The sequence below is a fragment of the Lysobacter sp. SCRH-1R genome (assembly GCF_057747855.1).
This window is the reverse complement of the sequence record NZ_CM173227.1, coordinates 1,647,639-1,671,649: the sequence shown is the minus strand read 5'-3', so window position 1 is coordinate 1,671,649 and position 24,011 is coordinate 1,647,639. Positions and strand designations below refer to the sequence as shown.

Annotated in this window: 22 protein-coding genes; 19 read left to right on the top strand and 3 right to left on the bottom strand. The window is 68.2% G+C overall.

Annotation, left to right across the window (positions count from 1 at the left end):
• The first annotated feature begins 3 nt into the window (after positions 1–3).
• From AC3ANK_RS07585 to AC3ANK_RS07565, 5 genes are all read left to right on the top strand, one after another.
• Positions 4–372, top strand: coding sequence for a GntR family transcriptional regulator (locus AC3ANK_RS07585; RefSeq protein WP_115840567.1), 369 nt, complete (start codon positions 4–6; stop codon positions 370–372).
• Positions 369–1,259, top strand: coding sequence for an ABC transporter ATP-binding protein (locus tag AC3ANK_RS07580; RefSeq protein ID WP_484172615.1), 891 nt, complete (start codon positions 369–371; stop codon positions 1,257–1,259). Before AC3ANK_RS07585 ends, AC3ANK_RS07580 begins: the two co-directional genes overlap by 4 nt.
• Positions 1,256–2,314, top strand: coding sequence for a hypothetical protein (locus tag AC3ANK_RS07575; protein WP_484172614.1), 1,059 nt, complete (start codon positions 1,256–1,258; stop codon positions 2,312–2,314). The genes AC3ANK_RS07580 and AC3ANK_RS07575 overlap by 4 nt, the downstream gene beginning before the upstream one ends.
• Before the next feature lie 254 nt (positions 2,315–2,568).
• The gene (locus AC3ANK_RS07570; RefSeq protein WP_484172613.1) at positions 2,569–3,402 is read left to right on the top strand and encodes a DUF4097 family beta strand repeat-containing protein; all 834 of its coding nucleotides are present in this window, start codon (positions 2,569–2,571) and stop codon (positions 3,400–3,402) included.
• Between the two features lie 44 nt (positions 3,403–3,446).
• Entirely contained in the window at positions 3,447–4,121 is a 675-nt protein-coding gene (locus tag AC3ANK_RS07565; RefSeq protein ID WP_484172612.1) for a hypothetical protein, read from the top strand.
• 216 nt (positions 4,122–4,337) lie between these two features.
• On the opposite strand, the gene AC3ANK_RS07560 is transcribed toward AC3ANK_RS07565, so the two are convergent.
• Complete coding sequence (locus tag AC3ANK_RS07560) at positions 4,338–5,780, bottom strand: class II fumarate hydratase (protein ID WP_484172611.1); 1,443 nt, start codon at positions 5,778–5,780, stop codon at positions 4,338–4,340.
• A gap of 134 nt (positions 5,781–5,914) precedes the next feature.
• Here AC3ANK_RS07560 and purB point away from each other — a divergent pair, with 134 nt between their 5' ends.
• From purB to pilH, 13 genes are all read left to right on the top strand, one after another.
• On the top strand, positions 5,915–7,285 hold the full coding sequence (gene purB / locus AC3ANK_RS07555) for an adenylosuccinate lyase (RefSeq protein ID WP_484172610.1): 1,371 nt from the start codon (positions 5,915–5,917) through the stop codon (positions 7,283–7,285).
• 88 nt (positions 7,286–7,373) lie between these two features.
• Positions 7,374–7,745 carry a nuclear transport factor 2 family protein gene (locus tag AC3ANK_RS07550; RefSeq protein WP_206858978.1) on the top strand — a complete coding sequence of 124 codons (372 nt, stop codon included), beginning with the start codon at positions 7,374–7,376 and terminating at the stop codon, positions 7,743–7,745.
• 24 nt (positions 7,746–7,769) lie between these two features.
• Positions 7,770–8,171, top strand: a complete 402-nt coding sequence (locus AC3ANK_RS07545; protein ID WP_484172609.1) for a VOC family protein — start codon at positions 7,770–7,772, stop codon at positions 8,169–8,171.
• Entirely contained in the window at positions 8,168–8,569 is a 402-nt protein-coding gene (locus tag AC3ANK_RS07540) for a VOC family protein (RefSeq protein WP_206858981.1), read from the top strand. Before AC3ANK_RS07545 ends, AC3ANK_RS07540 begins: the two co-directional genes overlap by 4 nt.
• Positions 8,566–9,843 carry a ribosomal protein uL16 3-hydroxylase gene (locus AC3ANK_RS07535; protein WP_484172608.1) on the top strand — a complete coding sequence of 426 codons (1,278 nt, stop codon included), beginning with the start codon at positions 8,566–8,568 and terminating at the stop codon, positions 9,841–9,843. Before AC3ANK_RS07540 ends, AC3ANK_RS07535 begins: the two co-directional genes overlap by 4 nt.
• Positions 9,840–10,748, top strand: a complete 909-nt coding sequence (locus AC3ANK_RS07530) for a GNAT family N-acetyltransferase (RefSeq protein WP_484172607.1) — start codon at positions 9,840–9,842, stop codon at positions 10,746–10,748. The genes AC3ANK_RS07535 and AC3ANK_RS07530 overlap by 4 nt, the downstream gene beginning before the upstream one ends.
• A gap of 267 nt (positions 10,749–11,015) precedes the next feature.
• Complete coding sequence (locus AC3ANK_RS07525; protein WP_484172606.1) at positions 11,016–13,847, top strand: 2-oxoglutarate dehydrogenase E1 component; 2,832 nt, start codon at positions 11,016–11,018, stop codon at positions 13,845–13,847.
• A gap of 103 nt (positions 13,848–13,950) precedes the next feature.
• Positions 13,951–15,183 (top strand): dihydrolipoyllysine-residue succinyltransferase, encoded by a 1,233-nt coding sequence (sucB, locus tag AC3ANK_RS07520; protein WP_484172605.1) that lies wholly within the window; start codon positions 13,951–13,953, stop codon positions 15,181–15,183.
• Positions 15,184–15,293: 110 nt separating this feature from the next.
• Positions 15,294–16,736, top strand: coding sequence for a dihydrolipoyl dehydrogenase (gene lpdA / locus AC3ANK_RS07515; protein ID WP_484172604.1), 1,443 nt, complete (start codon positions 15,294–15,296; stop codon positions 16,734–16,736).
• Positions 16,737–16,885: 149 nt separating this feature from the next.
• Positions 16,886–17,479: an LOG family protein gene (locus AC3ANK_RS07510; RefSeq protein ID WP_206858989.1), complete on the top strand. Its 594-nt coding sequence runs from the start codon at positions 16,886–16,888 to the stop codon at positions 17,477–17,479.
• Positions 17,480–17,711: 232 nt separating this feature from the next.
• Positions 17,712–17,951, top strand: a complete 240-nt coding sequence (locus AC3ANK_RS07505) for a GIY-YIG nuclease family protein (RefSeq protein ID WP_484172603.1) — start codon at positions 17,712–17,714, stop codon at positions 17,949–17,951.
• Entirely contained in the window at positions 17,948–18,940 is a 993-nt protein-coding gene (locus AC3ANK_RS07500; protein ID WP_484172602.1) for an oxidoreductase, read from the top strand. The genes AC3ANK_RS07505 and AC3ANK_RS07500 overlap by 4 nt, the downstream gene beginning before the upstream one ends.
• 90 nt (positions 18,941–19,030) lie before the next feature.
• Positions 19,031–19,396 carry a twitching motility response regulator PilH gene (gene pilH / locus AC3ANK_RS07495; protein ID WP_206858995.1) on the top strand — a complete coding sequence of 122 codons (366 nt, stop codon included), beginning with the start codon at positions 19,031–19,033 and terminating at the stop codon, positions 19,394–19,396.
• A 498-nt stretch (positions 19,397–19,894) separates the two neighbouring features.
• On the opposite strand, the gene AC3ANK_RS07490 is transcribed toward pilH, so the two are convergent.
• Complete coding sequence (locus AC3ANK_RS07490) at positions 19,895–20,794, bottom strand: DnaJ C-terminal domain-containing protein (protein WP_206859000.1); 900 nt, start codon at positions 20,792–20,794, stop codon at positions 19,895–19,897.
• 182 nt (positions 20,795–20,976) lie between these two features.
• Here AC3ANK_RS07490 and AC3ANK_RS07485 point away from each other — a divergent pair, with 182 nt between their 5' ends.
• Positions 20,977–21,462 carry a peroxiredoxin gene (locus AC3ANK_RS07485; RefSeq protein WP_206859002.1) on the top strand — a complete coding sequence of 162 codons (486 nt, stop codon included), beginning with the start codon at positions 20,977–20,979 and terminating at the stop codon, positions 21,460–21,462.
• A 137-nt stretch (positions 21,463–21,599) separates the two neighbouring features.
• On the opposite strand, the gene pbpC is transcribed toward AC3ANK_RS07485, so the two are convergent.
• The gene (pbpC, locus tag AC3ANK_RS07480; protein ID WP_484172601.1) at positions 21,600–24,011 is read right to left on the bottom strand and encodes a penicillin-binding protein 1C; all 2,412 of its coding nucleotides are present in this window, start codon (positions 24,009–24,011) and stop codon (positions 21,600–21,602) included.

Here is a 24,011-nt window from a genome sequence, read left to right as displayed (position 1 = left end):
ACCATGACCGCAATCCAATGGAGCGACGGCGCTCCGATCTATCGCCAGCTGAAGGATCGCGTCATCGCGATGATGCTCGACGGAATCCTGAAGCCGGGGGACGCCCTCCCCTCCGTGCGCCAGGTCGCCGCCGAGTACCAGCTCAATCCCATCACCGTCTCGCGCGCCTACCAGGAACTGGCGGACGAGGCACTCGTCGAGAAACGCAGGGGTCTTGGCATGTACGTGACCGAAGAGGCGGCAAAGAAACTGCTGTTCAACGAACGCGAACGCTTCCTGCGCGAGGAGTGGCCGCTGGTGCTCGAACGCATCCTGCGACTGGGCCTCACCGCCGAAGACCTGCTCACCCCGGCCAAGGCAGGTTCGCCATGAACGCCTCCGCTTCCATCGTCTCCGCAGCCGCACCGGTCGTAAGCGCCCGCGGCCTGCGCAAGGCCTACAAGAACAAGCTCGCGCTGGACGACACCGCGTTCGAGATCCCGGCCGGCCGCATCGTCGGCCTGATCGGCCCGAACGGCGCCGGCAAGACCACCGCGCTCAAAGCGATCCTCGGCCTGATCCCGTTCGAAGGCGAACTGCGCGTGCTCGGCCGCGATCCGCGCACCGAACGCGACGAACTCATGCGCGATGTGTGCTTCATCGCCGACGTCGCGGTGCTGCCGCGCTGGATCCGGGTGAAGGAAGCCATCGACTTCGTCGCCGGCGTGCATCCGCGCTTCGATCGCGCCAAGTGCGAACGCTTCCTCGCCCACACCCAGCTCAAGCCGCAGATGCGCGTGCGCGAACTGTCCAAGGGCATGATCGTGCAGCTGCACCTGGCGCTGGTGATGGCGATCGACGCGCGCCTGCTGGTGCTCGACGAACCCACGCTCGGCCTGGACATCCTCTACCGCAAGCAGTTCTACCAGCGCCTGCTGGAGGACTACTTCGACGAGGAGAAGACCATCCTGGTCACCACGCATCAGGTCGAGGAAATCGAGCACATCCTCACCGACGTCATGTTCATCCGCGACGGCAAGGTCGTGCTGAACAACGACATGGAAACGCTCGGCGAGCGCTTCACCGAAGTGATGGTCAACGGTGACCGCACCGGTGACGCGCGCGCGCTGAAGCCGATCGACGAACGCGCCCTGCCCTTCGGCAAGACCGTGATGCTGTTCGACGGCGTGCCGCGCGAGCACCTCGCCGGCCTGGGCGAAACCCGCACGCCGGGACTGGCCGACCTGTTCGTCGCCACCATGAAGGGGACCTACGCATGAACGCGATCAATGAATCCCACGAGCTCCCCCGCTCCACCGCCGTGGCGACGAAGCACCCGACGCACACGTTCAAGATGCTGCTCAAGCGCGAGTTCTGGGAGCACAAGGGCGGCTTCCTGTGGGCGCCGCTGGTGGCCGGCGGCATCCTGCTGCTGCTGACGCTGATGGGCGTCGGCGCGGGCGAGGTGCTGCTGCGCAAGGTGCCCGACCGCGCGACGATCAACGTCGAAGGCGGCAGCTTCCAGGTCAACGGACTCGATCTGTCGCAGCTGACCGCGAACATGAGCCCGAGCGAGCTGCACGAGTTCGGCGGCGTCATCGACGCGAGCCTGTACATGGCCGCGAGCTGGCCCTTCATCGTGCTGGCCTTCGTGGTGTTCTTCTACTGTCTGGGCAGCCTGTACGACGACCGCCGCGACCGGAGCGTGCTGTTCTGGAAGTCGCTGCCGATCTCCGACCGCGACACGGTGTTGTCGAAGGTCGCCAGCGCGACGCTGATGGCGCCGGCGATCGCCGCGCTCGCCGCGATCGCGACGGTGTTCGGCTCGATGGTCCTCTACAGCTTCGTCGTGGTGCTGCACGGCGGGAATCCGATCTCGATGCTGTGGGGTCCGGCGAGCCCGCTCAAGGTGAGCCTGCACCTGATCGCCTCGATCCCGGTCTATGCGCTGTGGGCGCTGCCGACCGTGGGCTGGCTGATGCTCTGCTCGGCCTGGGCCCGCAGCAAGCCGTTCCTGTGGGCGATCATGATCCCGGTGTTCGCCGGCATCTTCGTCAGCTGGTTCGACCTGATGCAGCTGTTCGACCTGGAAACCGGCTGGTTCTGGAAGAACGTCGTGGCCCGCAGCCTCCTGAGCGTGGCGCCGGGTTCGTGGTTCGACGCGGCGCAGACGGCCAACGTCGACTTCGACGGCCCGCAGGCGGTGCACTCCCTGCTGAGCCTGCGCACGATGTACTCGGTGCTCGCCACACCGCAGCTGTGGGTGGGTGCGGTGGCCGGCGCGGTGATGATCTTCGGTGCGATCCGCCTGCGTCGCTGGCGGGATGAAGGATGAGGCAGACCGCCGACGCGGCACCGCCGCGTGGCCTGCCGGATGACCGGCCATGGATGGCCGGGCCGGGCAACCCGAAGCCCGCAACGTAGCGCCACGATGGCATCGAGAACGCGTTCGAAGGCAGCGCAGGAGCACGAAATACCAGCACCAACGCTCGACAACGGCAGGCCCGAAGCTCCACCGGAGCCCCGTGCACGATGCAACCGTAGGCACGTCGGCCGCATCCCAGTAGGGCCTTTCACGGAGAGAACACCATGCGCAAACCCACCGTAGCCTTCGCCTTCCTGCCCCTCGCCCTGTTCGCCGGCCAGGCCCTCGCCGACGAATGCACCCATTCCGAACCGCGCAACCTCACCCTCGATTTCACCGGCGTGAAGTCGGTGATGTTCGAGATCGGCCCGCATGACCTCACCGTCAACGCCTCGCCCGGCGCGAAGGGCGCCGTGAAGGGCACGGCCTGCGCGTCCAATGCGGACCGCCTCAAGGAGCTCTCGCTCACCCAGCAGCGCGTGGGCGACAAGCTGATCGTGACCGCGAAGCGCCAGGACACGATCAACTTCAATTTCGGCGGCACGAACTACGCCTACCTCAGGCTCGATGCGAGCGTGCCGGACAACGTGCTGGTGCAGCTCGATGTCGGCTCCGGCGACGCGCGCGTGCACGGCGCCTCCGCGCTGAGCGCCGACGTGGGCTCGGGCGATGTCGAGGCGCGCAACATCCGCGGACTGGTCACGGCGGACGTCAATTCCGGCGACATCGAACTGGACACGATCGGTTCGCTGCACGTGCTCTCGGTCGGCTCGGGCGACCTGAAGGCGCGTCGGGTGAAGACCGACGCCAAGGTCGGGAGCGTCGGTTCCGGCGAGGTCGAACTGCGCGACGTCGGCGGCAACGTCAGCGTCGACAGCATCGGCTCCGGCGGGCTCGAGGCGAACCAGGTCGGCGGCGACGTCAACGCCGGCAAGATCGGCTCCGGCGGCCTCGATGCGCACGATGTCGGCGGCAACCTCACCGTGCGTCGCGTCGGCAGCGGCGGCGTCGACCACAGCGGCGTGAAGGGCCGCGTCAGCATGCCGTCCGACGACTGATCCTCACACCTGCATCCAAGCCACTTCCTCCAAGGACCTTCGCCATGACCCTGCGCCTCGTTGCCCTTGCCGCGACCCTGTCCGGCGCCATGCTGCTGTCCGCGTGCAGTGCCGATCCCTCCTCGCAGCAGGCCGCCCCGCAGCCGGCGAAAACCGGCGGAATCGTGTCCACCGCGGTGCAGGAGGCGCTGGCCGAGGCGAAGAAGGAAATCGCCGAAGGCAACATCAACATCGACAGCGGCAAGGGCGGCAGGCGCGTCGAACTCTCGCCGAAGGGCGACCTGATCATCGACGGCGCGCCCGTGGCCGTGACGCCGCAGCAGCGTGCGCTGCTGCTCGAGTATCGCCGCCACGTGGTCGACGTCGCCAACGCGGGCATGCAGATCGGCTTGCACGGCGCGGACCTGGCGACGCACGCGGTGACCGAATCGCTGAAGAGCGTCTTCACCGGCGGTTCCGACGACGACATCGAACGCGCGGTGAAAGCGCAGACGTCGAAGGTCGAAACCGCCGCGCTGCAGCTGTGCGATGCGTTGCCGGGGATGATGGAAGCGCAGAACCGTCTCGCCGAGGCGCTGCCGGAATTCAGGCCTTACGCGGACCTGACCCAGTCGGACATCGACGAGTGCCGCAGCGACGCGAAGGACAAGGGCGACAAGGTTGCGGCTTCGGCGGCGGAGGAAGCGGCGGAGGCTTCGGAGGCGCCTTCGAGGCGGTAAGGCGCTGGCGTTCGACTTGCGACCAGGGGACAACACAGCACTGTTCCGCCACGACTGTTCATCGCGTCCGCTTCGTCGCCCTCACCCCCCCCGCTCCCGCTGGGAGAGGGGCTTGAGAGCGAGACGCCGAACCGTCAGGCGATCAGCTCCCACTTCGATCATTCCAGCGATCCGCTATCCCGATTCCTTACGGCGAACGAACAACGGCGCGGGATCTCACCCGCCGCCACCGCCCCCCTCATGGATCCCTCCGCGCGTCAGCGCCGCCGGATCCAGCAGCGCGCGCAGTTCCTTCACCGGCAAGCCGCTCAGTTCCGCCGCCACGTCCAGCACCGGCCGGCCCTCCTTGTAGGCCTGCTTCGCGATCGCCGCCGCCTTCTCGTAGCCGATGATCGGATTGAGCGCCGTGACCAGGATTGGATTGCGGTCCAGCGCCTCGCGCACGCGATCGGGCCGCGGCTTGAGGTCGGCGATCGCGCTGTCGGCCAGCAGGCGCATCACGTTGCCGAGCAGCTGGATCGAATCGAGCAGGTCGTAGGCGATCAGCGGCAGCATCACGTTGAGCTGGAAATTGCCGCTCTGCCCGGCCACCGTGATGGCCGTGTGGTGGCCCATCACCTGCGCGCAGACCATGCAGGTCGCTTCGGGAATCACCGGGTTCACCTTGCCCGGCATGATCGAACTTCCCGGCTGCAACGCCGGCAGTTCGATCTCGCCCAAGCCCGCCAGCGGCCCGGAATTCATCCAGCGCAGATCGTTGGCGATCTTCATCAGCGCGACCGCCAGCGCGTTCAACTGGCCCGACAGCTCGACCGCATCGTCCTGCGAGGCGATGCCTTCGAACTTGTCGTCGGCCGAATCGAACTTCACGCCCGACAGCGCCGACAACGCCTTCGCCATGCCCTTGCCGAAACGCGCGTCGGCGTTGATGCCGGTACCGATCGCGGTGCCGCCGATCGGCAGCCGCCGCACGCGCACCAGCGCATCCTCGATGCGCGCCTGCGCCGACGCCAGCTGCGACGCCCACGCGCCGAACTCCTGCGCGAACGTCAGCGGCATCGCGTCCATCAGGTGCGTGCGGCCGGTCTTGGTGATCTTCCCCAGCGCCTTGCCCTGGCGCTCGATCGTGCGGCGCAGGTGTTTCAGCGAGGGAAGCAGCTGCCCGCTCGTGGCGATCAGCGCGCTCACCCGGATCGCCGTGGGGATCACGTCGTTGGAACTCTGGCCCAGGTTGACGTGGTCGTTGGGATGGATCGCCTTGGCGGTCCGGCCCGACGCGTTCGCCAGCGCGGCGATCACCTCGTTGGCGTTCATGTTGCTGGAGGTGCCCGAACCGGTCTGGAACACATCGATCGGGAACTGCGCGTCGTGTTCGCCCGAGGCCACCGACAGCGCGGCGGCGCGGATCGACTGCGAGGCGCCCTTGCCGAGCAGGCCCAGGCCACCGTTGACCTCCGCCGCCGCGGCCTTGATCAGGCCCAGCGCGCGGATGAACTCGCGCGGCATCGGACGGCCGGAGATCGGGAAGTTCTGCACCGCCCGCTGCGTCTGCGCGCCCCACAGGGCCTGCGCGGGCACCTGCAGTTCGCCCATGCTGTCGCGTTCGGTACGGAAGCTGCTGTCGCGGCGGGGCTGCCTCGCCTTTGCCTGCCTGGGCATCGAATGGTCCTCCGGTTCGAAGGCCCCGAGCTTACGCCGGCCGCGTTGCGCGCGTATCGCCCGGTGGCCGGCCGCGAGGGCCGCGCCGGACAGGAGTAGTAGAATCGCGGTTTGCCTCGCCCATGAACCCCGCCATGTCCGTAGAAGCCCAGCTGCTAGCCCTGTCCCCGCTCGATGGCCGCTATGCCGGCAAGGTCGACGCGCTCCGCCCGATCTTCTCGGAGTACGGCCTGATCAAGGCGCGCGTGAAGGTCGAAGTGGAATGGCTGCTGGCGCTGGGGGCCGAGCTGGGCATCGTGGAACTCGCGCCCTTCTCCGATGCCGCCGCCGCGCGCCTGCGCGGGCTGGCCGACAAGCTCTCGCCGGCCGACGCCGCGCGGGTGAAGGAGATCGAGCGCACGACCAATCACGACGTGAAGGCGGTCGAATACTTCATCAAGGAGCGCCTGAAGGACGACGCGGAGCTCGGCCCGGCGCTGGAATTCGTGCACTTCGCCTGCACCTCCGAGGACATCAACAACCTCAGCTACGCGCTGATGCTCAACGAGGCGCGCCAGTTCGTGCTGCTGCCCAAGCTCGATGCGCTGATCCAGACGCTGCGCACGATGGCGCACGAACACGCCGCCCTGCCGATGCTCTCGCGCACGCACGGCCAGACCGCGTCGCCGACCACCGTCGGCAAGGAAATCGCCAACGTCGTCGCGCGCCTGCAACGCCAGGGCGAAACGCTCGCCGCCGCGCGCATGCCGGGCAAGATCAACGGCGCGGTCGGCAACTACAACGCGCATGTCGCCGCCTATCCGGACATCGACTGGCCGGCGTTCTCCGAGCGCTTCGTGCATTCGCTCGGCCTGAACTGGCAGCCGTACACCACGCAGATCGAGCCGCACGACGGCATCGCCGAGATCTGCGACGCGCAGCGCCGCATCGACACCATCGCGATCGATCTGTGCCGCGACATCTGGGGCTACATCTCGCTGGGCTACTTCAAGCAGGCGGTGAAGGCCGGCGAAGTCGGCTCCTCGACCATGCCGCACAAGGTCAACCCGATCGACTTCGAGAACGCCGAAGGCAACTTCGGCATCGCCAACGCGCTGTTCGAGCACTTCGCCGCGAAGCTGCCGATCAGTCGATGGCAGCGCGACCTCACCGACTCCACCGTGCTGCGCGCGCTCGGCACGGCGTTCGGCCACGCGCTGATCGGTTTCGACGCGTTGCAGCGCGGCCTGGGCAAGCTCAGCGCCAATCCGCAACGACTGGCCGAAGACCTCGACGCCGCGTGGGAAGTGCTGGCCGAAGCGGTGCAGACCGTCATGCGTCGCCACGGCCTACCGAACCCGTACGAGCAGCTCAAGGCGCTCACCCGTGGCCAAGGCATCAACGAAGCGTCGATGCGCGAGTTCATCGGCACGCTGGAGCTTCCGGCCGCCGACAAGCAGCGCCTGCTCGACATGACGCCCGGCAGTTACGTCGGCCTGGCCGAGAAGCTGGCGCGCGACATCTGATCCATCGCGACCGCCTTCGCCGCGTTCTGACCGGCGCGTCACGGCGCATCGCCGAGACTGGCGGACACGTCCCCAGCGGAGCCGCGCCGTGACCGTCCGGAACCCGATGACCGAAGTGCTGGAGATCGAACGCGGCTTCTGGAACGCCGCGGGCGACGTCGAGTACTACCGCACGCACTTCTTCGACGACGGCCTGATGCTGCTGCCCGGCATTCCGCGCCCGCTGGACAAGGAAGCGGTGCTGTCCTCGGTCGCGGGCGCCGCGCCGTGGAGCGGGTTCGAGATCGAGGACATCGCGTTCTCCGAGCCAGCGACCTTCATCGCCGTGCTCGCCTATCGCGTCCGCGCCACGCGCGCGGATTCGCCCGAACCCTATCGCGCGCTCGTTTCGAGCGTGTACCTCGCCGTCGGCACCGACTGGCGGCTGCTCAGCCACCAGCAGACGCCGCTCGACGACTGAGCCCGCGGGAACCACGGAGCACGAATGCACGGAGACGCCCCCGCCAGCGGCCTATGCGATTACGCGCAGGGCGTGATCGAAGTGGTCGGCCCGGACCTCGACGCCATGCTGGCGTTCTATGGCGCCATCGGCTTCGAAATCGCGCGGCGCAGCGGTGGTTTCGCCGTGCTGCAACGCGAAGGCCAGCGCCTGTTCGTCGCGCAGGCGGACGACGCCCCGACGATGCACCGCTGGATCAGCCTGCGGCTCATGACGGACGAGGTCGACGCGTTGCACGACCGGCTGCGAGCGCGGGGCGTTACCATCGTGCACCCGCCCGGCGATCGCCCCTACGGCCTGCGCGAGTTCGTGGTGCGCGATCCGAACGGGCTGGACATCCGCTTTTCACAACCGATCGCCTGGCACCCCATCGCATCGACGCCATGAAGCTCCTGGTCAACATCGACGTGCCCGACGTACGCAAGGCCGAAGCCTTCTACGTCGCAGCCTTCGGATTGACGCCGGCGCGCCGTTTCGGCGACGACAGCGTGGAGCTGCTGGGTTTCGAATCCCCGCTTTACCTGCTGCGCAAGGACGCAGGTTCCATCGGCGCCGGCGCATCGGCCCGCCAGTACGCGCGCCATTGGACGCCGGTGCATTGCGACGTGGTCGTCGACGACCTCGATGCCGCACTCGCGCGCGCCCTCGCCGCTGGCGCCACGCAGGAAGGTTCCCTCCGCGAAGCCGACTGGGGCCGCATCGTCGCCATTGCCGATCCGTTCGGCCATGGCTGGTGCCTGCTGCAGTTCCTCGGCCGCGGCTACGACGAGATCGCCACGACATGACCCGCAAGACCGCATCTAAGACATCCCCGATCACGAAGGTCGCCACCAGGAAGAGCGCAGCGAAGGCCGCGCCCACGTCAAGCGGGCTCCCCATCGAGATCGACGCCCGCGCGCTTCCGCCACTGGGCATGACCCCGCAACGCTTCCTGCGCGATTACTGGCAGAAGCGCCCGCTGCTGATCCGCAACGCCTTCCCCGATTTCGAAACGCCGGTGCAGCCCGAAGACCTCGCCGGCCTCGCCTGCGAGGAAACGGCGCTGTCGCGCATCGTCATGCACGATCGCGCGAACGATCGCTGGACGCTGCGCCACGGCCCGTTCGAGGAAGACGAATTTCCCGGCATGCCGCACCAGGACTGGACGCTGCTGGTGCAGGACGTCGACAAGTGGGACGCCGACGTCGCCGCGCTGCTGGAGCATTTCCGCTTCCTGCCGCGCTGGCGCATCGACGACGTGATGATTTCCTTCGCCGCGCCGGGCGGCTCGGTCGGCGCGCACGTTGACCAGTACGACGTGTTCCTGTTGCAGGCGTACGGGCATCGGCGCTGGCAGATCGACGCCGGCGCGAATCCGCCGCTGGATTTCCGCCCCGACGTCGAACTCAAGCTGCTGCGCGAATTCACCGCGACCCACGACTGGGTGCTCGGCCCGGGCGACATGCTGTACCTGCCGCCCGGCGTGCCGCACAACGGCGTGGCCGAGGATGCGTGCCTGACCTTCTCGGTCGGCATGCGCGCGCCATCGGCGGCGGAACTGCTGGGCGATTTCGTCGACACGCTCGCGGCCGATGCCGACGACGCGCTGCGCTACACCGACCCGGACCTCGCACCGGCGGCCGATCCGAACGAGATCGACGTGGCCGCGATGAACCGCGCGGTCGAAGCGCTGAACCTGTTGCGGATGAACGATCCGGACCGCCTCGGCGACTGGTTCGGCCGCTTCATCACCGTGTATCGCGCGGCCGGCGAAGTGCACGGCGGCGAAACGCGTTCGCGCATCGAGATCGAATGGGACCTGGAGCACGGCGCGGCGCTGCATCGCCATCCGTGGTCGCGCATGGCCTGGCGCCGCGCGCACCGCAAGGGCGAGCCGGCGCGGCTGTACGTCAGCGGGCAGGATTATCCGCTGCCGGCCGAAGACGCGGCGCTGATCGCCGACGCGGCGCAGCTCGACGGCGCCGCCTACGCCGCGTTGTCGGATGCGGGCCGCGACCTCGTGCAGTGCCTGGTCCAGTCCGGCCACTACGCGCTCGCCGTTCCGGACGAAGAGGAATGAGTGGCCCGGACGCCCTGTTCCGTGTCGAGGCGGTCGGCTTCGAACAGGCCATCGCCGACCTGCACGCCGTCCGCGACGTGGTCTTCGTGCAGGAACAGGGCGTACCGGTGGAAATCGAACGCGACGCGCTCGACCCGCTGAGCCGGCACGTCCTCGCACGCGACGCCCAGGGGCGGCCGATCGGCACCGGCCGGCTCACGCCCGACCGCCGCATCGGTCGCATGGCGGTGCTGCCGGAATGGCGGAATCGCCGCGTCGGCGAGGCGCTGCTGAAGGCGCTGCTGGAGCTGGCGCGCGAGCTGCGCTGGAACGAAGTGACGCTGCACGCGCAGGTGCCGGCGATGGCGTTCTACGCGCGGCAGGGTTTCCTTCCCTTTGGGGAGCGTTTCGTCGAAGCCGGGCTCGATCACCAGTCGATGCGGCTCGTGCTCGGCGCGGTCAATCCGGTGCTGCGCCGCGATGCCGGCCTGGCCGCGGTGCTGGGCGTGATCGAAGGGGCGCGGCGGCAGTTGCTGGTCTACAGCCGCGACCTCGACCCCGGCCTGCTCGACACCCCCGAGGCGATGGCCGCGCTGCGCCGTTTCGCCGTGGGCGGCGGCGAGGTGCGGGCGCTGCTGCACGACCCCGAGGCCCCGCGGCGTGCGCTCGCCCCGCTGATCGGGCTCTCGCAGCGGCTGCCCAGCGCGTTCGCGTTCCGCGCCATCGAGGAGCCGGTGGACCGCGACTATCCGTCCGCCTACGTCGCCAACGACGGCGGCGGCTGGTACTTCCGCGCGCTCGGCCACCGGTTCGAAGGCGAAACCCGCCTGGACGACGAAGCCCGCGCCCGGCAGCTGCGCGCGCATTTCGCGCCGGTCTGGGAACGGGCCCGGCCGTGCACGGAATACCGGGCGCTGGGGATCTGAGGCGGCCCGCCTTCACATCCGCACCGATCCACCCTGCCCTTGAACCCGCGCCCCGCGCCCAAACGCTATTCCCGGGCCGTCCGGAAGCCCTGTCGCGCCCGCGGCGCGTCCGCTTTTCGCGATCCGCCCACATGCCCGATTCGACGTTGGTGTTAGCCGTTTGTCGGCGGGCAGGGGCTATAATTCCGAATCTTGGCGCCTGAATAGCCGAGCTCGTGCAATCCAGGCTCACTCCGCCTTCTCCCACCGAGTTTCCCGATCGCCATCGTGGACAGTCTCCTGAAGCAGTTCTCCCAGTCCTCCCAACTCGGCGCAAACGCCGCTTTCGTCGAAGACCTGTACGAGCAGTACCTGGTTGCACCCGACAGTGTCGACCCCAAATGGAAGGCGTATTTCGACGGCTTCAAGGGCCGTGAAGCCGGCGACATCCCGCACTCGGCGGTGATCGAGCAGATCGCCGAAGCCGGCCGCCAGGCCGCCCGCGGCGTGGTGTCGGTCGCTGCCGGCGCCGGCGACGAGCGCGAGCGCCACATCGGCCGCCTGATCACGGCCTACCGCTCGCGCGGCCACCTGGGCGCCAACATCGACCCGCTGGGCCTGTGGCAGAAGCCGGAAGCGCCGGATCTCGACCTGGCGTTCCACCAGCTCACCGGCAACGACCTCAACGCCGAGTTCAGCACCGGCGGCGTGGGCGGCAACGACCGCATGAAGCTGGGCGACCTGTTCGCCCTGCTCAAGGCCACCTACACCGGTCCGATCGGCGCCGAGTTCATGCACATCTCCGACGCCGAACAGCGTCGCTGGATCTACGAGCGCCTGGAAAAGGCCGGCGGCAGGTTCGGCCGCACCGCCGAGGACAAGAAGCGCATCCTGGAGCGCCTGACGGCTGCCGACGGCCTGGAGCGCTACCTGGGCACGAAGTACGTCGGCCAGAAGCGCTTCTCGCTGGAAGGCGGCGACGCGCTGATCCCGCTGATGGACACCACCATCCGCCGCGCCGGCGAACAGGGCGCCAAGGACGTCGTCATCGGCATGGCCCACCGCGGCCGCCTGAACGTCCTGATCAACACGCTCGGCAAGCCCCCACGCCACCTGTTCGACGAGTTCGAAGGCAAGTTCGAGCACGTCCACAGCGACCTCGCCCACCAGGGCGACGTGAAGTACCACATGGGCTTCTCGGCCGACGTCGCCACGCCGGGCGGCCCGGTGCACCTGGCCCTCGCGTTCAACCCGTCGCACCTGGAGATCGTCGACCCGGTCGTCGCCGGCTCGGTGCGTTCGCGGCAGTCGCGCCGCGGCGAGAAGGGCGCGCAGCAGGTGCTGCCGATCCTGATCCACGGCGATGCCGCGTTCGCCGGCCAGGGCGTGGTGATGGAGCTGTTCCAGATGTCGCAGGCGCGCGGTTTCCGCGTCGGCGGCACGGTGCACATCGTCATCAACAACCAGGTGGGCTTCACCACCAGCGCGATGCAGGACGCCCGTTCGACGCTGTACTGCACCGACGTCGCCAAGATGGTCGGCGCGCCGGTGCTGCACGTGAACGGCGACAACCCGGAAGCCGTCGTGTTCTGCGCCGAGCTGGCGCTGGACTTCCGCAACACGTTCGGCAAGGACGTGGTCATCGACCTGGTCTGCTACCGCCGCCACGGCCACAACGAGGCCGACGAGCCGGCGGCGACGCAGCCGGTGATGTACCAGGTCATCCGCAAGCACAAGACGCCGCGCGAACTCTACGCGCAGCAGCTGGTCGCCGAAGGCACGCTCACCGCCGACGAGGCGCAGGCGCTGGTCGACGGCTACCGCCAGAAGCTCGACGACGGCGTGGTCACCACCGAAGTGGTCGAAGTGAAGCCGGACGAGTTCACCATCGACTGGTCGAAGTACCTGTCGGGCAAGCTCACCGACGCGGTGGACACCACGTTCGACCGCAAGAAGCTCGACAAGCTCGCCGTCACCATCAACGACGTGCCGGCCGATCTCAAGCTGCATCCGCGCGTGGCGAAGATCTACGAGGACCGTCGCAAGATGTCCGCCGGCGAGCAGCCGGGCGACTGGGGCTTCGCCGAGAACCTCGCCTACGCCACGCTGCTGGACGAAGGCTACAAGCTGCGCCTGGTCGGCCAGGACTGCGGTCGCGGCACGTTCTTCCACCGCCACGCGATCCTGCACGAGCAGAGCAACGACGAGTACGTCCTGCCGCTGCGCCGCCTGGTGAAGAACCCGGCGGACGTGACCATCATCGACTCGCTGCTCAGCGAGGAAGCGGTGATGGGCTTCGAATACGGCTATGCCACGGCCGATCCCATGACGCTGGACATCTGGGAAGCGCAGTTCGGCGACTTCGCCAACGGCGCCCAGGTGGTGATCGACCAGTTCCTGTCGTCGGGCGAGGCCAAGTGGGGTCGCCTGTGCGGCCTGGCGCTGTTCCTGCCGCACGGCTACGAAGGCCAGGGTCCGGAGCACAGCTCCGCGCGCCTCGAACGCTTCCTGCAGCTGTGCGCGCTGGAGAACATGATCGTCTGCACGCCGACCACCCCGGCGCAGGCGTATCACATGATCCGCCGCCAGATGCGCATGACCACGCGCAAGCCGCTGGTGGTGATGACGCCCAAGTCGCTGCTGCGCCACAAGCTGGCGGTGTCGACGCTGGACGAACTGGCCAAGGGCGAGTTCCAGCACCTGATCCCGGACGCCTCGGCGGACGGGAAGAAGGTCAAGCGCGTCGTGGTCTGCGGCGGCAAGGTCTACTACGACCTGCTGGAAGAACAGCAGAAGCAGGGCATCGAGGACGTCGCGATCCTGCGCGTCGAGCAGCTGTATCCGTTCCCCCGTGCGCTGCTGCAGGCGGAACTTGCGCGCTTCAAGAACGCCACCGACGTGGTGTGGTGCCAGGAAGAGCCGCAGAACCAGGGCGCGTGGTACCAGATCCGTCACCACCTGGCGGCCTGCCTGCAGTCCGGCCAGACGCTGCACTATGCCGGTCGCGCGCGTTCGCCCTCGCCGGCCGCCGGCCACCTCGCCGACCACGTCGCCGAGCAGGCCGCGCTGGTCGCCGATGCACTGAAGAACCCGTTGCGCGGCGAGATCACCGCCGAATGACGCAGGCATGACCCATGGCGGGCCGTTGAACACGGCCCGCTAACCGCCGAACGTCGAACCTCACACACGACACACCGATTACGTCATCCAGGATGCGCGCCCCATGAGCACCGAGATCAAAGTCCCCGTTCTGCCCGAATCCGTCTCCGACGCCACCATCGCGACCTGGCACAAGAAGGTCGGCGACGCCGTCAAGCGCGACGAGAACATCGTCGACCTGGAGACCGACAAGGTCGTGCTCGAGGTGCCCTCGCCCGTCGATGGCGTCATCAAGGAAATCAAGTTCAAGGAAGGCGATACGGTGACCAGCCAGCAGCTGATCGCCGTGGTCGAGGAAGGCGCGGCGGCGGCCGCTCCGGCGCCGGAGGCCAAGGCCGACAAGGCCGCCGCGATGGACGCCAAGAACGTCGCCGCCACCACCGCCGAAGCCCAGCCGGTGACGCCGAAGGCCGCTGCGACGCAGGCCACCCAGGCCGCCGGCGGCGTCGACCAGCTGCCGCCGGGCGCGCGCTTTACCGCCGTCACGCAGGGCATCGATCCGTCGCAGGTGGAAGGCACCGGCCGTCGCGGCGCGGTGACCAAGGCCGACCTGGTCAACTACGCTTCGGGCAAGACCGGCGGCGTCGCCGGTGGCGCGCGTCCGGAAGAGCGCGTGCCGATGACCCGCATCCGCGCGCGCATCGCCGAGCGCCTGATGCAGTCGAAGAACTCCATCGCCATGCTCACCTCGTTCAACGAGGTCAACCTGGGCAAGGTCATGGCCATGCGCAAGGAGCTGGGCGAGCAGTTCGAGAAGGCCAACGGCATCAAGCTCGGCTTCATGAGCTTCTTCGCCAAGGCCGCCGCCAACGCGCTGCAGAAGCACCCGGTGGTCAACGCCTCGGTCGACGGCAACGACATCATCTACCACGGGTACGCCGACATCTCGATCGCCGTGTCGACCGACAAGGGCCTGGTCACGCCGGTGCTGCGCAACGTCGAGCGCATGGGCTTCGCCGACATCGAGAAGGGCATCGCCGAGTACGCCAAGAAGGCGCGCGACGGCAAGCTCGGCCTGGACGACCTGCAGGGCGGCACCTTCACCATCACCAACGGCGGCACGTTCGGTTCGCTGATGTCCACGCCGATCGTCAACCCGCCGCAGAGCGCGATCCTCGGCATGCACGCCATCAAGGAGCGCGCGATCGTCGAGAACGGCCAGGTCGTCGCCGCGCCGATGATGTACATCGCGCTGTCCTATGACCACCGCATCATCGACGGCAAGGACGCGGTGCTGTTCCTGGTCGACATCAAGAACCAGCTCGAGAACCCGCACCGCATGCTGCTCGGGATGTAATCCCGGGACGCCGTGATTCGTGATTCGGGATCCGTGATTCGCAAAAGCGAAAAGGCGACCTGCTCTTCAACGAATCACGAATCACCAATCACGAATCACGAGCGAAAGAAATGAGCGAACAGCAAACCTTCGACGTCATCGTCATCGGCGCCGGCCCGGCCGGTTACCACGCGGCCATCCGCGCCGCACAGCTGGGCCTGAAGACCGCGTGCATCGACGCCGCGCTCGGCAAGGACGGCAAGCCGGCGCTGGGCGGCACCTGCCTGCGCGTGGGCTGCGTGCCGTCGAAGGCGCTGCTGGACAGCTCGCGCCAGTTCTACAACCTGGGCCACCTGTTCGGCGAACACGGCATCACGGCGAAGGACGCGAAGATCGACGTCGCCACGATGATCGGCCGCAAGGACAAGATCGTGAAGCAGTTCACCGGCGGCATCGCGATGCTGTTCAAGGCGAACAAGATCACGCCGTTCTACGGCTTCGGCCAGCTGCAGCCGGGCAACGTCGTCACGGTGAAGCAGCATGACGGCAGCACGGTGGAGCTCAAGGGCACCAACGTGATCCTGGCCGCCGGTTCGGATTCGATCGAACTGCCGTTCGCCAAGTTCGACGGCGAGAACATCGTCGACAACGTCGGCGCGCTGGACTTCACCGCCGTGCCCAAGCGCCTGGGCGTGATCGGCGCCGGCGTGATCGGCCTGGAACTGGGCAGCGTGTGGAAGCGCCTGGGAAGCGAAGTCACCATCCTCGAAGCGCTGCCGGACTTCCTCGCCGCCGCCGACGCCGAAGTCGCCAAGACCGCCGCGAAGGAATTCAAGAAGCAGGGCCTGGACATCAAGCTCGGCGCGAAGGTCAGCAACACGGAAATCAGCGGCAAGGGCAAGACGAAGGAAGTCGTCGTCACCTACACCGACGCCGAAGGCGAGAAGACGCTCACCGTCGACAAGCTGCTGGTGTCGGTCGGCCGTCGCGCCGCCACGCGCGGCCTGCTGGCCGAAGGCACCGGCGTGAAGCTGGACCAGCGCGGCATGATCGAAGTCGATGAGCACTGCCACACCGGCGTCGACGGCGTCTGGGCCGTGGGCGACTGCGTGCGCGGCCCGATGCTGGCGCACAAGGGCTTCGAGGAAGGCATCGCCGTGGCCGAGCTGATCGCCGGCCTGCCGGGCCACGTCAACCTCGACACGATCCCGTGGGTCATCTACACCGAGCCGGAAATCGCCTGGGTGGGCAAGACCGAGCAGCAGCTCAAGGCCGAAGGCACGCCGTACAAGGTCGGCACCTTCCCGTTCGCCGCGATTGCGCGCGCCGTCGCCATGGGCGAGCCGGCCGGCTTCGTGAAGGTCATCGCGCACGAGGAAACCGACCTGATCCTCGGCATGCACCTAGTGGGCGTCGGCGTGTCCGAACTCGTGCACGAAGGCGTGCTGGCGATGGAGTTCAAGGGCTCGGCCGACGACCTCGCCCGCATCTGCCACGCGCATCCGACGCTGTCGGAAGCGATCCACGACGCCGCCATGGCGGTGTCCAAGCGCGCGATCCACAAGGCGAACTGATCGCCGGGATTCGTGATCCGGGATTGGGGATTCGTGAAAGCGAACACGCCGACGCCCGGATCGCATCCCTCGCCATGCCGACGCCGGGCCTATGCCCGGCGTTTGCTTTTTCCGAATCCGCAATCCCCTCTCCCGAATCCCGGCTGCCCATGAAATCCCTCTGCGTCTACTGCGGCTCCAACTCCGGCTCCAAACCCATCTACACCGAACGCGCGATGGCGCTGGGCACGCGCCTGGCGAAGGACGGCATCGCGCTGGTCTATGGCGGCGGCAACGTCGGCCTGATGGGCGTGGTCGCCGACGCCGTGCTCGACGCGGGCGGCGAAGTGATCGGCGTCATTCCCGAGCAGCTGGTCAACTGGGAAGTCGCGCACAAGGGCGTCACGCGCCTGGAAGTCGTCGGCTCCATGCACGAACGCAAGGCGCGCATGTTCGACCTCTCCGACGGCTTCGTCGCCCTGCCCGGCGGCTTCGGCACGCTGGACGAGATGTTCGAGATGCTCACCTGGCGCCAGCTCGGCATCGGCGACAAGCCGTGCGCGTTCTTCGACGTGGACGGCTTCTACACGCCGCTGATGGGCATGCTCGACCGCATGGTCGCCGAGCGTTTCCTGCATCCCGACCAGCGCGACGACCTGTGGCATGGCGATGACATGGACGCGATGCTGACGTGGATGCGCGCGTACACGCCGGCGCAGGCGGACAAGTGGATGGATGAGAAGCGGCGGAAGGCGATGCGGTGAGGGGCGCGCGGTTCACCTCAGGCCCGTAAGGATTTACTGACCCGAAAATCCGTCATTCCAGCGAAAGCTGGACCCCATTTTCTGCTTTTTCCGCGCCACACCCGCAGAGCAAGATGGGTTCCAGCTTTCGCTGGAATGACGGGGAAGAAGGTGCGACTGGCGAGGAATCCATGCGTATACATCCCCGCAAGCCGCGCTCGCGGAAGCTCTACATCGGCATGACGCGGATCTGGTGAGGCGGGTTTGGCAACACCGGCGCGCACAGGGCAGTGGGTTCACACACCGTTATCGAGTGCACGAGCTCGTCTGGTACGAAGCCCACGAAACGATCGAATCCGCCATCTCACGCGAGACTTCGCTGAAAGCCTGGAGACGCTTGTGGAAGATCCGGTTGATCGAAGCGACAAATCCACAGTGGCGCGATCTGTATCCCGATATCCTTCGATATCGCTTCATTACGGGTGACTCATGACCATCCCCACCACCTTCACCGCCTTCCGCATCCACAACGACGCCGACGGCTATCGCAGCGGCCTGGAGCAGATCGCGCTGGACGACCTCGCGCCCGGCGAAGTCGTCATCAAGACCGCCTTCTCCTCCATCAACTTCAAGGACGCGCTCGCCGGCACCGGCGAAGGCAAGATCCTGCGGCGTTTCCCGCTGGTGGGCGGCATCGACGTCGCCGGGCATGTCGTCGCGTCCACCGATGCGAAGTTCAAGGAAGGCGACGCCGTCCTCGTCACCGGCTGCGGACTCAGCGAAACCCGCGACGGCGGTTACGGCGAATATGCACGCCTGGAGTCGAAGTGGGTCATCCCGTTGCCGACCGGCCTCAGCCTGCGCGAGAGCATGATCCTGGGCACCGCCGGCTTCACCGCGGCGCTCGCGCTGCTGCGCATGACCGAGAACCGCCAGACACCCGACCTCGGCCCACTCGCGGTGACCGGCGCGACCGGAGGCGTAGGGTCGCTCGCGGTGGACATCTTCAGCCGCGCCGGCTTCGAAGTGCACGCGATCAGCGGCAAGCCCGAACACGCCGATTACCTCAAGGAAATCGGCGCCACTCAGGTGCTCGGCCGCGATGCGCTGGCGACCACGCGGCCGATGGAATCGGCGCGTTTCGGCGGCGGGCTCGACAACGTCGGCGGACCGATGCTCGCCAGCCTGCTCGCGCAGACCACGCCGTACGGCAACGTCGCCAGCGCCGGGCTCGCCGCGACCGCCGATCTCGATACGACCGTCATGCCCTTCATCATCCGCGGGGTGTCGCTGCTGGGCGTGGCGTCGGCCGGCACCGCGCGCGACATCCGCGAACAGGTCTGGCAGCGTTTGGCCGACGACTGGAACCCCCGTCACCTGGATCGGATCTGCATGCGCGAGGTCGGCCTGCAGCAGTTGCCGGAGGTATTCCCCACGATGTTGGCCGGCGGTTCGCTGGGACGTACGCTGGTCGTGATCTGACGCACGGATTGGGCGCGCGGAACCCCCGCCGCCCGCTGTTGCGAGAGCCCTGGCGCTGGCTACAATCCCCACAGGTTCAGGGGGAACACTATGGCGCGCATTCTCATCGTCGACGACTCGCCGTCCCAGCTCATGGGCATCCGGCGCATCGTCGAGAAGCTCGGCCACGAAGCGCTGACGGCCGAGGACGGCGCGGCCGGCGTCGAGGCCGCCAAGCGCGAACTGCCCGACATGATCCTCATGGACGTCGTGATGCCGAACCTCAACGGCTTCCAGGCGACGCGCTCGATCACGCGCGATCCGACGACCTCGCACATCCCGGTCGTGCTGGTCACCACCAAGGACCAGGACACCGACCGCGTCTGGGGCATGCGCCAGGGCGCGAAGGCCTACCTGACCAAGCCTTTCAGCGAGAGCGACCTGTCGGATGTGATCGGACAGGTGATGAAGCGCTGAGCGAGGCGCGAGAGCTCCGGAGCACGACCGCATTCTCCCTGCTGCTTGCACGGGAGCAGGTGCGCGTCGATCGCGGCATTGCCTCCGCTACGTCAGCTCTTTGTAGCCCGGGTAAGCGAAGCGCACCCGGGGGTCACGCGTGAACCAGGCGCCACAGTGCGCCACTTCACCCCTCCCCGACCTCGCGGCAGCGGACATACCCCGATGGCGTTCGTCGGGACGCGCCAGTGGCGCGCAAGCGTCCCTCCTCACCCCTGCAAGCAGGGAGGGAGCCGTTGCGTGTCGATCGCTGTTTGCCTCTGCCACGTCGGCTCTTGTAGCCCGGGTAAGCGAAGCGCACCCGGGGGCCGTCACGCATGAACCAGGCGCCACAGTGCGCCACTTCACGCCTCCCCAACCCTTCCCTGCATGCGGGGAAGGGAACGAGCGCGCCGCCTTGCGTCATCCGCACAAAGGAAAGACGACGCGCTCGTGCTCATCTGACGCGCAAACCGCCACCTACGCCCGCCGCCAATCATCCCCAAAGGCATCCCGCAGCCGCTCGTAAGCCTCACGCTCCGCATCCGTGTTCGGGCGCGGCGCCAGCACTTCGAGCTCCACGATCTGGTCCCCTGGCGGCTGCTTGCCGGTCGGGTCGTTCGGCAGGCCGCGTCCGCGCAGGCGCAGCTTGCGGCCGGCTTCGGAATTCGCCGGGATCTTCAGTTCGACCGCGCCGCCCAGCGTCGGCACGCTCACCGTCGCACCCAGCGCCGCTTCCCACGGGGCGATCGGCAGCGCGTGGATCACGTTGCGCCCGTCCACTTCGAACTGCGGGTGCGCGGCGTATTCGATCTCCAGCAGCAGGTCGCCCTGCGCACCCTGCCCGGCCAGGCGGATCACCTGTCCCGGCCGGATGCCCTTGGGCACGCGCACGTCGAGCGTCTTGTTGTTGACCGAAATGCGCACCGTGCCGCCTTCGTACACCGTCTCCAGCGAGACGGCGAGCTTGGCGCGCGAGTCGCCGCGCGGCTGCGGTCCAGGCCGCTGGCCGACGCCGCCACGGCCGAACAGGCTCTCGAAGAAGTCGGAGAACCCGCCGCCCGCGCCACCGCCGGCGAAGATCTCCTCGAAGTCCACGCCGCCGCCATACCCGCCCCCGCCGAAGCCGCCCGGCGGCGGCTGCACTTCATCACCCGGGCGATAGCCGCGCGCGCGCAGCTGGTCGTAGGCCGCGCGCTTCTGTGGATCGCGCAATGCTTCGTAGGCCTCGTTGACGGCCTTGAACTTTTCCTCGGCGCCGGCTTCCTTGCTGACGTCCGGATGGTATTTGCGGGCCAGGCGGCGATACGCCGTCTTGATCTCGGCCTCGCCGGCGCTGGGCTCGACGCCCAGGGTCTCGTAGTAATCCTTGAACTGCATCGATGGTCCGTCCCGAAAGGCTGGTTCGCGGTGTCGCGCGCAGGCCGGGAGGTTAGCGCAATCGCGGCGAAGCCGAGGTCGTCATTTTGCTCCACGTGGGAAATGCAGCGTCGTTGACGCGGGATTCCCCGGCGCAGGGTCTAGAATCGATGCGACTTTCGACCACCCGCACAGGAACGGCCATGACCATCCAGATCGGCGAACGCATCCCCGAAGTTCCGCTGCAGCGCATCCGCGAGGGCGTGGAGACGGTGGACACCAACGCGCTGTTCGATGGTCGCCGCATCGTGCTGTTCGCGGTGCCCGGCGCATTCACGCCGACCTGTTCGGAAAAACACCTGCCGGGCTTCGTCGAACATTTCGATGAGTTCCGCAGCCACGGCATCGAGGTCGCGTGCATGGCGGTCAACGATCCGTTCGTGATGCAGGCCTGGGGCCAGAGCCAGAACGTGCCCGAAGGCCTGATGATGCTCGCCGATGGCAACGGCGATTTCACCCGGGCGCTCGGTCTGGAACTCGACGCGAGCGCCTACGGCATGGGCCGGCGCGCCAAACGCTTCGCGCTGTACGCCGACGACGGCGTGGTGAAGCTGCTCAACGTCGAAGCCCCGGGCGAGTTCCGCGTGTCTTCCGCCGAGCATGTGCTTGAGCAGCTCAAGCACCTGTGACCCGCACTTGTAGCCCGGGTAAGCGAAGCGCACCCGGGTTCAGGCGTGACAGCTCCCGGGTACGCTTCGCTCATCCGGGCAAAGGCTGAAGAAGCAGTAGTGAGTACGCAGGAGTGAGGAGTGAGCGACAGCCTCGCTCACTTTTCCAGAAAGAAACCCACGCGCGACCACGCTCCACCCTCGGCCAGCGCCGTCAGCGTGTGCGCGCCGGCTTCGTCGAATTCGTGGACGAAGGCGCCCTCGCCCGCCGATTCGCCGATCAAGCGGCCGTCGAGCAGCCAGCGCACGCGCGCATCGCCGCCCAGCGCGCGCAACGACAGACGCACCGTCCTGGTGCCGCCCGGCGCCGGTGCGAGGGTGGCGCGATCGTCCAGCCCTTCGATGCGCAGCTCCTGCACGGCATCGCGTCCGTCGGCGGCGCAGTCGGGCGACAGCGCGGGCAGGCGCGCGGCGGCACGCGCGGCACTCGACAGCCACGGCGATGCGAGCGCCGGCCAGCGCGCGATCTCGCGTGTTTCGCGCACATGCGTGGCGGTGCAGTCCGCCGACAGGCGCAGGCCGGTGCGCGCATCGATGTCGAACCGCTCCACGCCCGCGCTCCACAGGCGCGCATCGCGTTCGGCGAAGGTCGGCGGAACCGAACCGTCGAGCGTCCACGCTTCGCGCCGCTGGCGGCACAACTGCGGCGATGCCGGGTCCGGCGGCAGGCCGAGCGGCCAGCAGATGTCGAGTTTGGCGACGCCCACCGGCGGCGGACGCGGCGCCGCATCGGCGCGCTGTCGCGGCAGGCTGTCGATCACCTCGAACATGAGCGGCAGCGCGGTGATGGCGCCGTACTGGCCGGGCAGCGGCGTGCCGTCCGGACGCCCGACCCACACGCCCACCGTGTAGCGGCGCGTGCCGCCCAGCGCCCAGGCATCGCGAAATCCATAACTGGTGCCGGTCTTCCATGCGACGCGCGGACGGCCGCGCGGATCGAACGTGTCGGCGGCGCTGCCCGGTCGCGGATTGGCCTCGAGCATCTCGCGCACGATCCACGCCGCACCGGGCGACAGCAGGCGCCGATCCACGCGCGGCGCATCGCGGGTGAGGCGGACGCGACCGGCGACGCCATCGCGGTTGAGCGCGGCGTATGCGCCGACCAGATCCTCCAGTCGCGCGCCGGTGCCGCCGAGAATCATCGAAAGATTGGGCGTCGCCCCGCTCGGCCATTGCAGGCGGATGCCGCCGTGCGCCAAGCGCGCCGAGAAGCGCGACGGCCCCACCCGGTCGAGCAGATCCACCGCCGGCACGTTGAGCGAGAGCCGCAGCGCCTGCGCCGCACCGACCGGCCCGTTGAACGCGGCATCGAAATTGCCCGGTCGATAGTCGCCGAACGCCTGCGGCGCATCGACGAGCAGGCTTTCCGAATGGATCAGCCCGTCGTCCAGCGCCAGCCCGTACAGGAACGGCTTGAGCGTCGAACCCGGCGAGCGCCACGCCTTCACCATGTCGACGTGGCCCAGGCGCGCGGCGTCGGCGAAGGCCAGCGAGCCGACGTAGGCGCGTGCCTCCAGCGTGGCGTTGTCGACCACCAGCAGCGCGGCGGAGGTGCGTTCGGGCAGTTGCGAGAAGTAGGCCGCGACGCGGTCCTCGAGCGTGCGCTGCAGGTCGAGGTCGAGCGTGGACACGACACGCACTGCCTCGGGCCGCTCGAAGCGCAGGCGTTGCGCCAGCAGCGGCGCGTAACGCGGCGGTTGCAGCGAGCGCGCGACCACCGGCTCGACGCGCGCATCGGCCACCTGCGCGGCCGTCCACACGCGCATCTGCCGCATGCGCGCGAGCACCTTGTCGCGCGCGACGCGGGCGCGGTCGGGCTCGCGATCGGGACGCAGGCGGCTGGGCGATTGCGGCAGCACGGCGAGCAGTGCGGCCTCGGCGTGCGACAGCCGCGACGAGGGTTTCCCCAGATACGCCCAGCTCGCCGCCTCCACGCCCTCGACCGTGCCGCCGAACGGTGCGTGATTGAGATACAGCGAGAGGATCTCGCGCTTGGACAGGCGCACTTCCAGCTGCAACGCACGCAGCATCTGCCGCAGCTTGCGCGCGGGCGTGCGCGTGGTGCCGGTCCTCGCGCCGTCCTGCTTCGTGTCGAGGATGCGCGCGACCTGCATCGTCAACGTCGAGCCGCCCGACACCACCCGCCCGCTGCGCGCCCACTGCCCGGCCGCACGCAGCATCGCCACCGGATTGATGCCGGGATGCCGCCAGAACCAGCGGTCCTCGTAGGTGAGCAACGCCTGCACGTACAGCGGCGAGACCTGCTCCGGCTCGACGGAATAGCGCCAGATGCCGCCGCTATCGGCGAAGGCGCGCAGCGGCGTGCCGTCGGCGGCGGTGACGACGGCGCCCCGGTCGCGTTCGTCCGGGAGCGGAAGCGGGAATGCGAGGTCCGCCAGCATCGCCGCGATGAGCAGCACCAGCGCGGCAAGAAGCGCCTTCAGGCCGGGGCGGCGATGTTTCGATGCATGCACGGCAGCCGAAACGTCGTGGGGTGTCGGCGTGGCCAT